The organism is Ferrovibrio sp. GW821-FHT12B10, assembly GCF_058807515.1.
The window spans coordinates 833,227-847,226 of record NZ_JBXAQT010000001.1 but is presented as its reverse complement, the minus strand read 5'-3'; the positions used below and the strand labels follow the sequence as shown (position 1 = coordinate 847,226).

The window sequence follows — 14,000 nt, the reverse complement described above, 5'->3', positions numbered from 1 at the left end:
CTCTCTGCTCAGAATGGGCTGCTCAGTTACGCAGCGGCTTGCCCTTGGTGAGCATGTGTTCAATGCGATCCAGCGTGGCGTTGGTCTTGATCAGCGCCATGAAGTTCTCGCGTTCCAGCTCCAGCAGCTTCTTCTCAGTCACCACCTCGGTGATGTCGGTCTTGCCGCCCGAGACCACATTGGCCAGGGCACCGGAGACGACGACATCATGCTTGGTGGCCTTTCCCTGCTGGGCGAAGCCTTCGACAGCCAGGCTCATCGCCGCCTTGGCCGTGGGGCCGGGCAGGCTGATTTCCACCGGCACCGGCGGCTTGTAGTCCTTGCTCAGCTCCAGCGCCTTGGCCTTGGCATCGGCCAACAGGCGGCGGCGGTTCATGGTGATGCTGTCGCTCTCGCGCAGGATCAGCATGTCGCGCGCTTCCATGGCCGAGGTCGCGACCTTGGCGGTCGAGATCGCCTCGAACACCTGGGCCAGCGCCGGCATCGGGCCGCCGGGGCGCCGCTTGTTGGTGATGGCGCGGGTGATCAACTCCTTGCAGCCGCCCCAGCCGGGGATGACGCCGACGCCGACTTCCACGAGGCCCATGTAGCTTTCGGCATGGGCCTGGATGGCAGAGGAATGCAGCGTGATCTCGCAGCCGCCGCCCAGCGCCATGCCGGCGACCGCCGACACGACCGGGAAGGGGGCATATTTCAGCTTCATATAGGCGTCCTGGCCCTCGCTGATGCCCTGCTCGATGGCGGGCCACATGGCGATGTTGGCCTGGAACAGGGCAATGCCGACATTGGCGCCGACCGAGAAGTTGTCGGAGTCAGAGCCGATGATCAGCGCCTTGAAGCCCTTCTTGTCGATCTTGCCGGCTTCCTTGACCATGGCGATGATGTCGGCATCCACCGCATTCATCTTGGTGTGGAATTCCAGGCAAGCGACGCCGTCGCCGACATCCCAGATGCTGGCGCCACGGTTGGACAGGATCGGCTGCTTGCCGCGCTTCTTGTCGGCCAGCGTCCAGGCGTCGGGCGCGACCACGATCTCGGCGTAGTCGCCCTTCGGCGTCAGGCGATACGCCTTGTCGCCTTCTTCCTTGTAGAAGGGGCGGCCAGCGGCGATCTCCACCATCTTCGGCACGGGCATGCCCGATGCCTTCAGCTTGTCGGCGAACCACTGGGTGCCGAGCTGGTCGATCTGCTGGTAGGGGCCGTATTTCCAGGCGTAGCCGGTCTTCATCGCGGTATCGACCGCTGCGATGTCGTCGACGATCTCCGGCACCAGGTCGGCGGCATAGCTCAGCACGCGGCTGAGTACGCCCCAGGCATACTGGCCGCCCTTGTCGGGATGCTCGACCAGGGCGCGCAGACCCTTCTTGGCGACCTTGGCGGATTCGAGATTCGCGCGGATGGTGGCGCGGAATTCGCCGGTCTTGAGGTCCAGCGCTTCCTTGCCACGGGCGCGGTAGAAACCGCCCTTGCCTTTGCGGCCGGTATAGCCGTCCTTGATCATCTTCTGCATCAGCGCGTTCAGCGGGTGATCGGCCTTGTAGAACTGCAGCAGCGGATCGGTCTTGGGCAGGGTCCTCAGCATCGAGCCGACCACATGCGGGCCAAGGTCGATGCCGGTCAGGTCGGCCAGGCCGAAGATGCCGGTCTTGGGCACGCCCATCGGACGGCCGACGATGCTGTCGGCTTCCTCGACGGTCAGGTCGAGGTCATAGGCCAGTGCGGTGGCGACCGTCGACCAGTAGATGCCGATGCGGTTGGCGATGAAACCCGGGCGGTCCTTGCAATCGACCACTTCCTTGCCGAGCTTGACGTCGCCGAACTGGCGCAGCGCGTCGATCACGGCGGGCTTGGTCTTGGGGCCCTTCACCAGTTCGAACAGGCGCATGTAGCGCGGCGGATTGAAGAAGTGCGTAACAGCGAAGTCGGCCGCGAAGCTTTCCGGCAGGCCTTCGGTCAGCAGGTCGAGCGGGATCGTCGAGGTGTTCGAGGTGACGATCGAGCCCTTCTTGCGCTTCTGCTCAAGCTGGGCATAGAGCTTCCGCTTCAGCTCGACATTCTCGATGATCGCCTCGCAGATCCAGTCCACGTCGGCGAGCTTGTCGAGGTCGTCTTCCAGGTTGCCTGGCGTGACTAGCTTGGCCACGCGCGGATGCATGAAGGGCGCAGGTTTGGTCTTCAGCATCTTGTCGATGGCGCCCTTGGCCAGCGCGCTGCGGTCGTTGGCGCCCTGCGGCACGATGTCCAGCAGGATGACAGGGATGCCGGCATTGGCGACATGGGCGGCGATGCCGGAGCCCATGACGCCCGCCCCAATCACCGCGACTTTCTTGATCTCGGTCATACTTCGAACTCCAGTCGCGGTGGCGTTAGACGGCTTCCAGAACGGTGGCGATGCCCTGACCGCCGCCGATGCACTGGGTGGCCAGCGCGAACTGCTTGCCTTCACGCTTCAGCAGAGACGCAGCCTTGCCGGTGATACGTGCGCCGGTGGCGCCCATCGGATGGCCGAGCGCGATGGCGCCGCCATCGAGGTTGACCTTCTTCATGTCGTATTTAGCTTCGGCGACGCAGGCCAGCGCCTGGGCGCCAAAGGCTTCGTTCAGCTCGATGATGTCGATATCGCCCAGCTTCAGGCCGGCGCGCTCCAGCGCCTTCTTGGTGGCGGGCACCGGACCGATGCCCATCATCTCAGGCGCGCAGCCGGCGACGGCGACGGACTTGATGCGGGCCAGCACCTTGAGGCCATGGGCCTTGGCGAAATCTTCCGAACAGACCAGCGTGGCCGAGGCGCCATCGGTCAGCGGCGACGAGGTGCCGGCGGTGACGGTGCCCTTTTCGTCAAAGGCCGGGTTCAGGCCGGCGAGGCCTTCAGCCGTGGTGTCCGGGCGGATGCAGCCATCGAGCTCGACGCGGTTGTTGCCGTCGACGATCGCGACGATCTCGTCCTTCAGCTTGCCGGCTTTCTGTGCCGCGAGTGCCTTGGCATGGCTTTCAACGGCCATCTGCTCCTGCGCCTTGCGGTCGATGCCGTACTTCTTGGCCAGGTTTTCCGCGGTGATGCCCATGGAGACATAGGCCTGCGGGTATTCCTTCAGGAGGGTGGGGTTGGGCATGGTGTTGAAACCGCCCATCGGCACGCGGGTCATGCTCTCGACGCCAGCGCAGATGAAAGCTTCGCCGGCCTTCATCTGGATGGCGCCGGCGGCCTGGTGGATGCTCTGCATCGACGAGCCGCAGAAGCGGTTGACCGTGGTGCCGGCCGCATCCTGCGGGATGCCGGCGAGGAAGCTGATCAGGCGGGCGACGTTCAGGCCCTGCTCGCCCTCGGGGAAGGCGCAGCCGACGATGACGTCTTCGATGGCCTTGGGGTCAACGCCGGTGCGCTCGATCAGGGCCTTGATCACCTGCGCGGTGAGATCGTCGGGACGGACCTTGGCCAGCGCACCCTTGCGGGCGAGCGTGAACGGCGAACGGGCATAGCCGGCGATCACCACATTGCGCATCATGACGAATCTCCTTGAGTGCGGACGGTCTTTTATTTGGGTAGCGAGGAAACGGATGGGAAGCGGCGCCGCAGACTGTTGCGGCGCCAGGCTTGCTTATTCGGCGACGGCAGCGAACTCTTCGGTGCGGCTGCGCACGAAATCCTTGAATGACACGGCGCTGGGCCGGTCACGGCTCTGCTTCAGGAAATCGTCCAGAATGCGGACATCCTGCTTGAGCTGGGTGATGGCCTCTTCGATGTCGTGCCGCTGGGTCTCCAGGGCGGCAAGGCGGTCGCGCGAGCGCTTGAGCGTGAGCGTCAGTTGCTCGATACGGCCATCGCCCAGGTCGTAGAGGTCGATCATCTCGCGGATCTCGGCCAGGCTGAAGCCCAGACGCTTGCCGCGCAGGATCAGCAGCAGGCGGGCGCGGTCACGCTTGGTGTAGACCCGCATCATGCCCTGGCGGGATGGATGCAGCAGACCTTTGTCCTCGTAGAATCGAATCGCGCGCGCGGTGACTTTGAATTCGTGCGCCAGATCGGTGATCGTGTAGGTTATATCCGACACGGCAGGCCCTCCCTAAAGGCTCAAATTTGAGTCGAGCTGAGTCTTAGTTTCCGCTTACGTCAACGTCAACTCGAATCTCATTTGTGGACAAATGTTGGATTAATTCGCGGAATTCCAGTAAAAACGACATAAGCCGTCAACAACAGAGTATGGAGGAAATCACAATGTCCGACAATCGGATATCTTCATATGCCGAGTTCTGGCCCTTTTACCTGCGCGAGCATGCCAAGCCGCTGACGCGTGCCTGGCACTACTTTGGCACCACCCTGGCGCTCAGCAGCCTGGCCGCCCTGGTCGTCACCGGGCAGTGGTATTGGCTGGTGGGCGCGCTGCTGATCGGCTACGGCCCCGCCTGGATCGGGCATTTCTTCGTCGAGAAGAACAAGCCGGCCAGTTTCAAATACCCGCTCTGGTCCTTCATTTCGGACTTCCGCATGTATTTCGCCTTCCTCTCGGGCCGGATCGGCCGCGAGCTCGAGCAGGCCGGCGTGCCGGCCGGCATGGGGCATAACAGTGGCGCCGGGGCGGCCGGCTGAGGGATCATTTGTTCGGGAAAATCACACGAACACCATGATATGGCGTGGCAGTTTGGCCCCAGAGCTTTATAAGAAAATTGGGCTTTATAATGAATCAGGCTTCATAAGCAGGTGAAGCCGCAAGCCGCGTAGTCGTAGGGTCCGGCCACAATTATGCAGATATACCTCCCCATCGCCGAGCTTTCGGTCAGCATATGGCTGCTGCTCGGGCTCGGCGGAGCGGTGGGGTATCTGTCGGGCCTGTTCGGCGTGGGCGGCGGTTTTCTGCTCACCCCCATGTTGATCTTCATCGGCGTGCCGCCGCCGGTGGCGGTGGCCACCTCGGCCAACCAGGTGGTGGCGGCCAGCGTCTCGGCCGTCTATGCGCATTGGCGCAAGGATAATGTCGATTTCAAGATGGGCGCGGTGCTGCTGGTTGGCGGCCTGATCGGTTCCAGCTTCGGCGCCTATCTCTTCACCGTGCTCAAGCGCATCGGCCAGCTCGATGCGGTGATCGCGCTCTCCTATGTGATCATCCTCGGCACCATCGGCGGCATGATGATGACCGAAAGCGTGCGCGCGCTGCGGGCCAAGCCGAGCAGCACGCCGGTGGTGCGCCGCAAGCGGCTGAACGATCACGACCTGATCCGCGCGCTGCCCTTCAAGATGCGTTTCCGCAAGTCGCAGCTCTACATCAGTGCGCTGATGCCGCTGGCGCTCGGTTTCCTGGTCGGCATTCTCGCCGCCATCATGGGCGTCGGCGCCGGCTTCCTGCTGGTGCCGGCAATGATCTACCTGCTCGGCATGCCGACCGCCATCGTGGTTGGCACCTCGCTGTTCCAGATCATCTTCGTCACCGCGAATGTCACCATCCTGCATGCCATCACGACGCAGACCGTGGATGTGACCTTGGCGCTGCTGCTGCTGCTTGGCTCGGTGATCGGCGCTCAATACGGCGTGCGCCATGGCGCCAAGCTGCGCGGCGAACAGATTCGCGGCCTGCTGGCTGCGTTGGTGCTGGCGGTGGCGATCGCGCTCGCCATCGAACTGATCCTGCCACCCGATGACCAGTTCTTCCTCGAGGCGGGGCCAAGATGAGAAGGCTCCTGCTGCTGCTCATCCTTCTGGCCGGTACGGGCGAGGTCTTCGCCCAGGCGACGCCGAATGCGCCGCGCGGCCCGGCGCCGGCCGATTCACCGCTGATCACCGATCTTTCCTCGCATCTGATCGCGATCACCTCCAGCTTCACCGGCACCGAACTGCTGCTGTTCGGCGCCATCGATGAGCCGGGCGACGTTGTTGTGGTGGTGCGCGGACCGACAGCGACCTCGGTGGTTCGGCGCAAGCGACCCACACTGGGCCTGTGGTTGACGCGGCGCTCGGAAAGCTTCGACAACGTGCCGTCCTATTACGCGGTGGCCAGCAGTCGGCCGTTGCGTGAGATCGCGCCTGCCAGCCTGCTGCAGCGCTTGCAGATCGGCACCGAGAATCTGCGCTTCCGCTATCTGGGGCTGCGCCGCTTCGACAATATCGGCGATTACGAGAAATCCATTGTGCGTCTGAAAATCCGCGATGGGCTCTATCGCGAGAATATCGGCGCCATCGATTTTCTGGGGCCGAAGCTGTTCCGCACCGAAATCAGCTTCCCCTCCACCGTGCCGGTCGGCACCTATCAGACCGAAGTCTATCTGGTGCGTGGCGAGCGCATCATCGCCGCCCAATCGACGCCGCTGTTCATCGACAAACAGGGCGTTGAGCAGGAGGTCTATGAATTCTCGCGCACGGAACCTGCGGTCTACGGTCTGGTGGCCGTACTGATGGCTGTCTTCTTCGGCTGGATGGCTGCCATCGCGTTCCGTCGCGGCTGACGCGAAGTTTTTCTCTCTCCGGCTTGCGCTCCGGTCTGATTGTGCCAAGCTGTATACAGACCATTTGGCAGAGTGACGACCATGGATACCGACACCCTTGAACAGACCCGGCAAGGTCTGCGCCGCTTCGTTCGCGAACGGCTGGTTCCCCTCGAGAAACAGGTTGCTGACGAAGACAAGGTGCCGGCGGAGATCCGCAGTGCCTTCGCCGAGATGGGCCTGTTCGGCATTTCTATCCCTGAAGAATATGGCGGTCTTGGCCTCAATCTGGCCGAAGAGGTCGAGCTGGTGTTCGAGCTTGGCTGGACCTCGCCGGCCTTCCGCAGCATGTTCGGCACCAATGTCGGCATCGGCAGCCAGGGCATCCTGATCGACGGCACGCCGGAGCAGAAGCAGACCTGGCTGCCGCGCCTGGCCAGCGGCGAGGTAATCTCCAGCTTCGCGCTGACCGAACCCGATGCGGGCTCCGATGCGGCCAGCGTGAAGACGCGCGCCGAGAAGCAGGGCGATCATTACGTCATCAACGGCGCCAAGCGCTTCATTACCAATGCGCCGCAGGCCGGCATCTTCACCCTGATGGCCCGCACCGATCCATCCAACAAGGGCGCTGGTGGCGTCACCGCCTTCATCGTCGAGGCCAAGACGCCGGGCATCAGCATCGGCAAGCCGGACAAGAAGATGGGCCAGCGCGGTTCGCATACCGCTGACGTGATTTTTGACAATGTGAAGGTCCCTGCCGCCAATATCATCGGCGGCAAGGAAGGGCAGGGCTTCAAGACCGCGATGAAGGTACTGGATCGCGGCCGCCTGCATATCTCGGCCATGTGCGTCGGCGCGGCCGAGCGTCTGATCCATGAATCGGTGTCTTACGCGCGTGACCGCAAGCAGTTCGGCCAAGCCATCGCCGAGTTTCAACTCATTCAGGCCATGTTGGCCGACAGTAAGACCGAGGCCTATGCCGCACGCTGCATGGTGCGCGATGCCGCTGGCCGCTATGCTGCAGGCGAAAACGTTTCAATGGAAGCCAGCAGCTGCAAGCTGTTCGCCTCGGAGATGGTCGGTCGCGTCGCCGATCGCGCCGTGCAGATCCATGGCGGGTCGGGCTACATCCAGGAATATGCCGTCGAACGCTTCTACCGCGATGTGCGGCTGTTCCGGCTCTATGAAGGCACCAGCCAGATCCAGCAGCTGGTGATCGCCAAGCAGATGCTGCGCAAGGCCGAAACCGGCATGGAGTCCTGAGCGCATGCCGGAGGACGGATCAGGACGGACCAGCGCTGCCCGCACGGGCGTGCTGCTGGTGGGCATCTGCTTCCTGCTCAATGCGCTGTCGCGCGGCAGCGGCGAAACCTTCACCACCTTTCTGCTGGCGCTGACCGCGGAATTCCAGGCCAACCGCGCCGATGTCGCGGTGATCTACTCGCTGCAGATGCTGCTGGCCGGCGTCTGCGCGCCGGTGGCCGGCTACTGCTTCGACCGCTTCGGCCCGCTCAAGCTCTATATCGGCGGCCTGATCCTGCTGGCGACCGGCTTGTTGTTGGCCTCTTTCGTCAGCGCGATCTGGCAGCTCTATATCTTCATCGGCATCGGCGTCGGCGGGGCGGCGGCCTTTCTGGGCAATGCGCCGCATTCGGCACTGCTGGCGCGTTGGTTCGAGAATATCCATCTGTCGCGTGCAATGAGCGTGGTCTATGCCGCGTTGGGCATCGGCTCACTGCTGCTGGTACCGCTGGCGCAGCTGGTGATCGAGACGTGGGGCTGGCGCAACGCCTATCGCATGCTGGCCGTCATTGCCGTGGTGGTGGCGCCGGTGCTGCTGCTGGTCTCCTGGCCGACAGCCCAGGTTGGCCGCATCCGCCCGCCGCAGCCGGCGACGAAGGAGGGTGGCGACGTCGTCGAGAAGATTGCCGTGATCGAATGGACCATCGGCACAGCGATGCGCAATCCGGCTTTCTGGGGTCTGGCCTCGGTTTTCTTCTTCACGTCTGCCGGCATGTTCTCGGTGCTGGTGCAGGCGGTGGCTTATTTGGTCGAACTGGGCTATGCGCCGCTGAAGGCCGCCTCGATCTATGGCCTGGTCGGCGTGCTGACGCCGATCGGCATCCTGGGCTTTGCCTGGATGGATGGCCGCATCGGCCGCCATGCTTCGGCTGCGATCTCTTATGCTTTCAGCCTCACCGGCCTGGGCGCGCTCTGGGCCCTTAAGGCTTGGTCCTCGCCGCTGCTGCTCTGGGTCTTCGTGCTGCTGGTCGGCCTGTCCTTCGGCGCCCGCGGCCCCATGGTCGGCGCGACGGCGGCGCGCATTTTCCACGGGCCGCGCTTCGGCATGATTTTCGGCACCATTATGGTGGGCAGTGGCTTCGGCGTCGCCTTCGGCACCTTCTCGGGCGCCACCCTGCACGACATGACCGGCGGCTACACCGCGGTTTTCCTGTTTTCGGCCTTCTGCGTGGTCATGGGCGCACTGCCTTTCTGGACCTACCGCTCGTTGCGGGCCTATGGCCCATAACTTTGTCGGGTAACAATCCGGTGGGTTGAAAGGGCAGGGAGAATCCCTATCATTTTCCCACCCAATGCCCCCCAGAGACGCCCCGGAAAGCCTGGGCCCGCGTCTCTCCTGAAAGGAATGCCCGCATGACCAAGTTCGGCCAGAGCCAGCCGGTTCGCCGTGTCGAGGACCAGCGTTTCATCACCGGCAAGGGCCGTTACGCGGATGATATCAGCCTGGAGAACCAGGCTTATGGCGTCTTCCTGCGGTCGCCGCATGCGCATGCCAAAATCCTGAAGATCGACACCACGGCGGCGAAAGACGCGCCGGGCGTGTTGGCCGTCTATACGCTGGCCGATCTCAAGGCTGCCAATGTCGGCGATCTGCCCTGCACCATCCCGCTCAAGAACCGCGACGGCAGCAACCGCGCCGACCCGCCGCGCCCGGCACTGGCCGACGGCATGGTGCGCCATGTCGGCGATCCGGTCGCCTTCGTGGTGGCCGAGACGGTGGCACAGGCGCGCGACGCGGCCGAGCTGATCGAGGTGGATTACGACAGCCTGCCGGCCGCCGCCGACCTCAACACCGCCATGGATGCCGGCCAGCCGCAGATCTGGCCCGAGGCGCCCAGCAATCGCGCCTTCGATTGGGAGATCGGCGACAAGGCCAAGGTGGATGGCATCTTCGCCGGCGCCGCCAAGACCGTGAAGCTGACGCTGGACAACAACCGCGTCATTGTCGCCTCGATGGAGGCGCGTGCCTCGCTGGCCTCCTTCGACAAGGATACCGGCCGCTTTGCCCTCTATGTACCCACCCAAGGCGTATGGGTGCAGAAGAAGCTGCTGGCCAAGATATTCGGCCTGCCGGATGAGAAATTCGCCGTCTACACCAACGACGTCGGCGGTGGCTTCGGCATGAAGATCTTCATCTATCCCGAACAGGTGCTGACCCTGTTCGCCGCCCGCGCGCTTGGCCGCCCGGTCAAATGGACCTCGGAGCGCAGCGAGGCCTTCCTCACCGATACCCATGGCCGCGCCAACCTGACCCATGCCGAGATGGCGCTGGACAAGGACAATCATTTCCTGGCGCTGCGCATCCACAACATCGCCGATATGGGGGCCTATCTATCCACCTATGCGCCGATGATCCCGACCATGGCCGGTACCAAGGTGCTCAGCTCGGTCTATCGTTTCCAGGCCGTGCACAGTCGCGTCGAGGGCGTGTTCACCAACACGGTGCCGGTGGATGCCTATCGCGGCGCCGGCCGCCCGGAATCGAATTACGTGATGGAGCGCCTGATCGATGTGGCGGCGCGCGAACTGAAGATCGACCGCGCCGAATTGCGTCGTAAGAACTACATTCCGCCGACCGCCTTCCCCTGGACCAGCGCCATGGGCCTCACTTATGACTCGGGCGAGTTTGAGAACACCGCCGACACTGCGCTGAAGGCGATCGACTGGGCCGGCTTCGAGACCCGCCGCGCCGAGGCCAGGAAGCGCGGCAAGCGTCGCGGCATCGGTATGGCCTATTATCTGGAAGCCACCGGTGGCGCGCCGACCGAGCGCGCCGAAATCCGCTTCGCCGAGGACGGCTATGTCGATGTCTATGTCGGCACACAGTCGACCGGTCAGGGGCATGAAACCGCCTATACCGAGATCGTCGCCGATCAGCTGGGCGTGGACTTCGACAAGATCCGCATCAAGCAGGGCGACAGCGACATGATCCCCACCGGTGGCGGCACCGGCGGTGCGCGCTCGCTCTATTCGCAGGGTGGCGCCATCCTCAAGACCAAGGATGCCATCATCGAAAAGGGCAAGACGGTAGCAGCCGAGATGCTGGAAACCGCCATCGGCGACATCGAGTTCGCGGCCGGCCGCTTTGCCGTGGCCGGCACAGATCGCGGCGTCGGCATCCTGGATGTGGCCAAGGAGGCGCGGATGCGCGCCGGCGTCGGCTATGACCAGGCCGCCGGTCTGGATACCGCCACCGATCACCAGATCCAGGCGATCACCTTCCCCAATGGCTGTCATGCCTGCGAGGTCGAGATCGACGAAGCCACCGGCGTCGCCGAGGTGGTGCGCTATGTGGTCGCCGACGACATGGGCAAGGTGATCAATCCCACCATCGTGAAAGGCCAGATTCATGGCGGTGTGGTGCAGGGCGTGGGTCAGGCGCTGTATGAGCATGTGGTCTATGACGCCGACGGTCAGCTGCTGACCGGCAGCTTCACCGATTACTGTCTGCCGCGCGCCGATAACTTCCCCGATATCGACGTGATCCTCTGCGAGGTGCCCTGCAAGACCAATCCGCTGGGTGTGAAGGGTGCGGGCGAGGCGGGCGCTGTCGGTTCGGCCCCGGCCACTATCAGCGCCGTGGTCGATGCGCTGGCCGATCTGGGCGTGAAGCATGTCGACATGCCGGCCACGCCGCAGAAGCTGTGGCAGATTCTGCACGGCGGTATGAGCCAGGCTGCCGAATAAGCGGCAGTTCCAGCCGGAAACGCAAAACGGCGGGCTATGCCCGCCGTTTTTTTATGGTCCGCGGAACCCTGCGGTCAGTGCTTGCCGTTTTGCGGCACTTGCATGACTGTCAGGAACAGGCCCAGCTGGCGGATCGCCTGAGCGAAATTCTCGTAATTCACCGGTTTGGTGATGTAGACGTTGCAGCCCAGCTCATAGCAGCGCTGGATCTCGGTCTTATCATCAGTGGTGGTCAGCACCACGACCGGCGACAGCGCAACGCCAGGGCTGTTCTTTACGGCCTTCAGGATGTCGGTGCCCTGCATGTCGGGCAGGTTAAGGTCGAGCAGGATCAGCAGGGCATTGCCCTTGTGGACTTCGCCGGTGCCGTCGGCGCCGAGCAGGAATTCCAGGGCGGGGGCGCCGGCACTGAAGCCCACAATCTCGTTGTTGACGCCGGCGCGACGGATGTTCTTTTCGATCAGACGGGCATGACCTTCATCATCCTCGATCATCACGATGGTTACGGGCTTATTCTCGGACATGATGCAATTCCTGACACTGAAGAGACTACGGTGTCCATGCTTTGGGTAAAATAACAGTAAAGGTTGTACCTTTGTTGATCGCGCTGTCAACTTTGATGGTGCCGCCGATGCGGCGAACCAGTGCGCGCACATGCGCAAGGCCGATGCCCTCACCCGGACGATCCTGTGTGCCGGCGCGGCGGAACAGCTCGAAGATACGTTCGTGATCTTTCGGATCGACGCCGCGACCGTTGTCAGAAACCTGGATGTGGACAAAGCCGCGCCGCGTGTCGCCGGTGATGTCGATCTGGCCAGCTATGTCGCTGCGCAGGTATTTGATCGCGTTGTCTAGCAGATTGGAGAAAATCTGTTCCAGCGCCAGGCGGTCGCTGGAGATGGACGGCAGATCGCCGATTTCGATCCTGGCATTGGCTTCGAGGGCGCGATGGGCGATGTCGTTGGCAAGGCCCTTCGCCAGGACGGTCAGATCGACCGGCTGAGACGTGAATTCGCGCCGGCCGGCGCGCGAAAGCTGCAGAATGGCGTTGATCAGCCGGTCCATCTTGGCGATCGAGGTCTTGATGAAGCCGAGCGCCTCGTTGAATTCCTTGCGCTGTTCCTCGCGCTTGTCGGTATTCTCGCCGGCCTTGTCGGTGAAGATCTCTTCCTGCAGGGCCGATAGCTCGCTGGTGAAGCCCATGATGTTGACCAGCGGCGAGCGCAGGTCGTGGCTGACGATGAAGGCGAAGCGCTGGATTTCTTCATTGGCCTCGCGCAGATCGGCGGTACGTTCAGCAACGCGGTCTTCCAATTGGGCGTTGGTTTTCGCCAGCGCCGCATTGGCCTCGGCCAGCTCGGCATGCGCCTGGGCGAGCTGCAGGTTGCGCTTGCGGATCAGCGAGATCGAGGCCAGCGCCAGCACCGCGATGATCAGACCGCCGGCGAAGTTGACGATGAACAGCAGCAGGTTGGTACGGTCGGCATAGTCCTGCCGCTCTTCCAGCAGTTTGCGTTCGTCGGCGATCATGGCGAGGATCTGGGCCAGCAGCCGGTTCATCAATTCCAGGCCCTGGCCGGTGCGGGTCAGTGCGGCGGCTTCCTCCTGCCGGCCGGAGGCCATCAAACGCACCGTCTCGGACAGTTCCGTCAGCTTGGCTTCCAGGGCCGGCTGCAGGCTGGCGAATTTCGCCTGCTGGGACGGATTATCGGAAATTAGGCGCTCGAGTTCGGGGCGGATTTCCCGCATCCGGGCCAGGCCGATCTCGTAATCAGACAGGTAGGCGCGGTCGCCGGTCAGAAGGAAGCCGCGCTGGCCGCTTTCGGCCCGGCGGATGGCGCCTTGGAAGACGACAATGGCATTGTTCACTTCCAGGGTATGGGAGACCTGCTCGGAGGCGGTGTCGGTTTCCCGCGACAGCCACAGCGAGGTCAGGCTCATGGTGACCAGCACGACGAAGCCGGAGATCAGCAGGGCGAACTGAATCGGAATACGGAGATGCAGGGGGCGGATTTCGATCATGAAAATGCCGGAACCACGCTTAAATCATTGAGCAATTTGTCTTTTATAACGAAAATCAGCACCCGACGCAAAACAATGATCCGGCCGGCAAGCCGGGGTTTGGAGCTCTCATGTCGCGCGAATATCCGGACCGGCCGATTGTCGGGCTGGGCGCCATCGTCTGGAAGGACGGCCGGGTGCTGATGGTGCAGCGCGGCCGGCCGCCACGGGCCGGTATCTGGAGCTTGCCGGGCGGGGCGCAGGACCTGGGTGAGACGGTCGCCGAGGGCATCCGGCGCGAGATCGCCGAGGAGACCGGGATCGAGATCGAGCTGCTGGGGCTGGTCGAGGTGATCGACTCTGTCCAGCGCGATGCCACCGGTGGGGTACTGTATCACTACACCATCATCGATTATGTCGCCCGCTGGACTGGTGGCGAGGCGGTGGCCGGCGATGATGCCGCCGCTGTCGCCTGGGTCGATCCCGCCGAGTTGCATCGGATGGACCTTTGGGACGAGACCATCCGGGTAATCGAAAAATCACGCGCTTGGATTGCCTCCTGAGGCCCAGATCATTTGCGCCGTCCGTGCCATGTG

Annotated in this window: 12 protein-coding genes; 7 read left to right on the top strand and 5 right to left on the bottom strand. The window is 63.2% G+C overall.

The genetic code is table 11. The features are described from left to right. Nucleotides 1–22: 22 nt before the first annotated feature. The 3 genes from AC1RRT_RS04325 to AC1RRT_RS04315 form a co-directional block, all read right to left on the bottom strand. Nucleotides 23–2,341 (bottom strand): 3-hydroxyacyl-CoA dehydrogenase/enoyl-CoA hydratase family protein, encoded by a 2,319-nt coding sequence (locus AC1RRT_RS04325; protein WP_493012488.1) that lies wholly within the window; start codon nucleotides 2,339–2,341, stop codon nucleotides 23–25. A gap of 25 nt (nucleotides 2,342–2,366) precedes the next feature. Continuing rightward, entirely contained in the window at nucleotides 2,367–3,503 is a 1,137-nt protein-coding gene (locus AC1RRT_RS04320) for a thiolase family protein (RefSeq protein WP_493015131.1), read from the bottom strand. Between the two features lie 96 nt (nucleotides 3,504–3,599). Continuing rightward, entirely contained in the window at nucleotides 3,600–4,052 is a 453-nt protein-coding gene (locus AC1RRT_RS04315; protein ID WP_493012487.1) for a MerR family transcriptional regulator, read from the bottom strand. A gap of 164 nt (nucleotides 4,053–4,216) precedes the next feature. Between AC1RRT_RS04315 and AC1RRT_RS04310 the strand changes: the two genes are divergently transcribed. From AC1RRT_RS04310 to AC1RRT_RS04285, 6 genes are all read left to right on the top strand, one after another. Continuing rightward, on the top strand, nucleotides 4,217–4,588 hold the full coding sequence (locus AC1RRT_RS04310) for an Mpo1-like protein (protein WP_493012485.1): 372 nt from the start codon (nucleotides 4,217–4,219) through the stop codon (nucleotides 4,586–4,588). A gap of 153 nt (nucleotides 4,589–4,741) precedes the next feature. Beyond that, nucleotides 4,742–5,665 carry a sulfite exporter TauE/SafE family protein gene (locus AC1RRT_RS04305; RefSeq protein ID WP_493012484.1) on the top strand — a complete coding sequence of 308 codons (924 nt, stop codon included), beginning with the start codon at nucleotides 4,742–4,744 and terminating at the stop codon, nucleotides 5,663–5,665. Further along, entirely contained in the window at nucleotides 5,662–6,435 is a 774-nt protein-coding gene (locus AC1RRT_RS04300; RefSeq protein ID WP_493012482.1) for a TIGR02186 family protein, read from the top strand. The genes AC1RRT_RS04305 and AC1RRT_RS04300 overlap by 4 nt, the downstream gene beginning before the upstream one ends. Nucleotides 6,436–6,516: 81 nt before the next feature. Next, nucleotides 6,517–7,677: an acyl-CoA dehydrogenase family protein gene (locus AC1RRT_RS04295; RefSeq protein WP_493012481.1), complete on the top strand. Its 1,161-nt coding sequence runs from the start codon at nucleotides 6,517–6,519 to the stop codon at nucleotides 7,675–7,677. A gap of 4 nt (nucleotides 7,678–7,681) precedes the next feature. Then, nucleotides 7,682–8,944 (top strand): MFS transporter, encoded by a 1,263-nt coding sequence (locus AC1RRT_RS04290; RefSeq protein ID WP_493012480.1) that lies wholly within the window; start codon nucleotides 7,682–7,684, stop codon nucleotides 8,942–8,944. A gap of 125 nt (nucleotides 8,945–9,069) precedes the next feature. Then, the gene (locus AC1RRT_RS04285; protein ID WP_493012478.1) at nucleotides 9,070–11,403 is read left to right on the top strand and encodes a xanthine dehydrogenase family protein molybdopterin-binding subunit; all 2,334 of its coding nucleotides are present in this window, start codon (nucleotides 9,070–9,072) and stop codon (nucleotides 11,401–11,403) included. A 74-nt stretch (nucleotides 11,404–11,477) separates the two neighbouring features. Here the strand turns inward: AC1RRT_RS04285 and AC1RRT_RS04280 are convergent, their stop codons facing one another. Continuing rightward, on the bottom strand, nucleotides 11,478–11,927 hold the full coding sequence (locus tag AC1RRT_RS04280) for a response regulator (protein ID WP_493012477.1): 450 nt from the start codon (nucleotides 11,925–11,927) through the stop codon (nucleotides 11,478–11,480). 25 nt (nucleotides 11,928–11,952) lie between these two features. Further along, nucleotides 11,953–13,425: a sensor histidine kinase gene (locus AC1RRT_RS04275; RefSeq protein WP_493012475.1), complete on the bottom strand. Its 1,473-nt coding sequence runs from the start codon at nucleotides 13,423–13,425 to the stop codon at nucleotides 11,953–11,955. 110 nt (nucleotides 13,426–13,535) lie between these two features. Here AC1RRT_RS04275 and AC1RRT_RS04270 point away from each other — a divergent pair, with 110 nt between their 5' ends. Beyond that, nucleotides 13,536–13,967, top strand: a complete 432-nt coding sequence (locus AC1RRT_RS04270) for an NUDIX hydrolase (RefSeq protein WP_493012474.1) — start codon at nucleotides 13,536–13,538, stop codon at nucleotides 13,965–13,967. The last annotated feature ends 33 nt before the right edge of the window (nucleotides 13,968–14,000 follow it).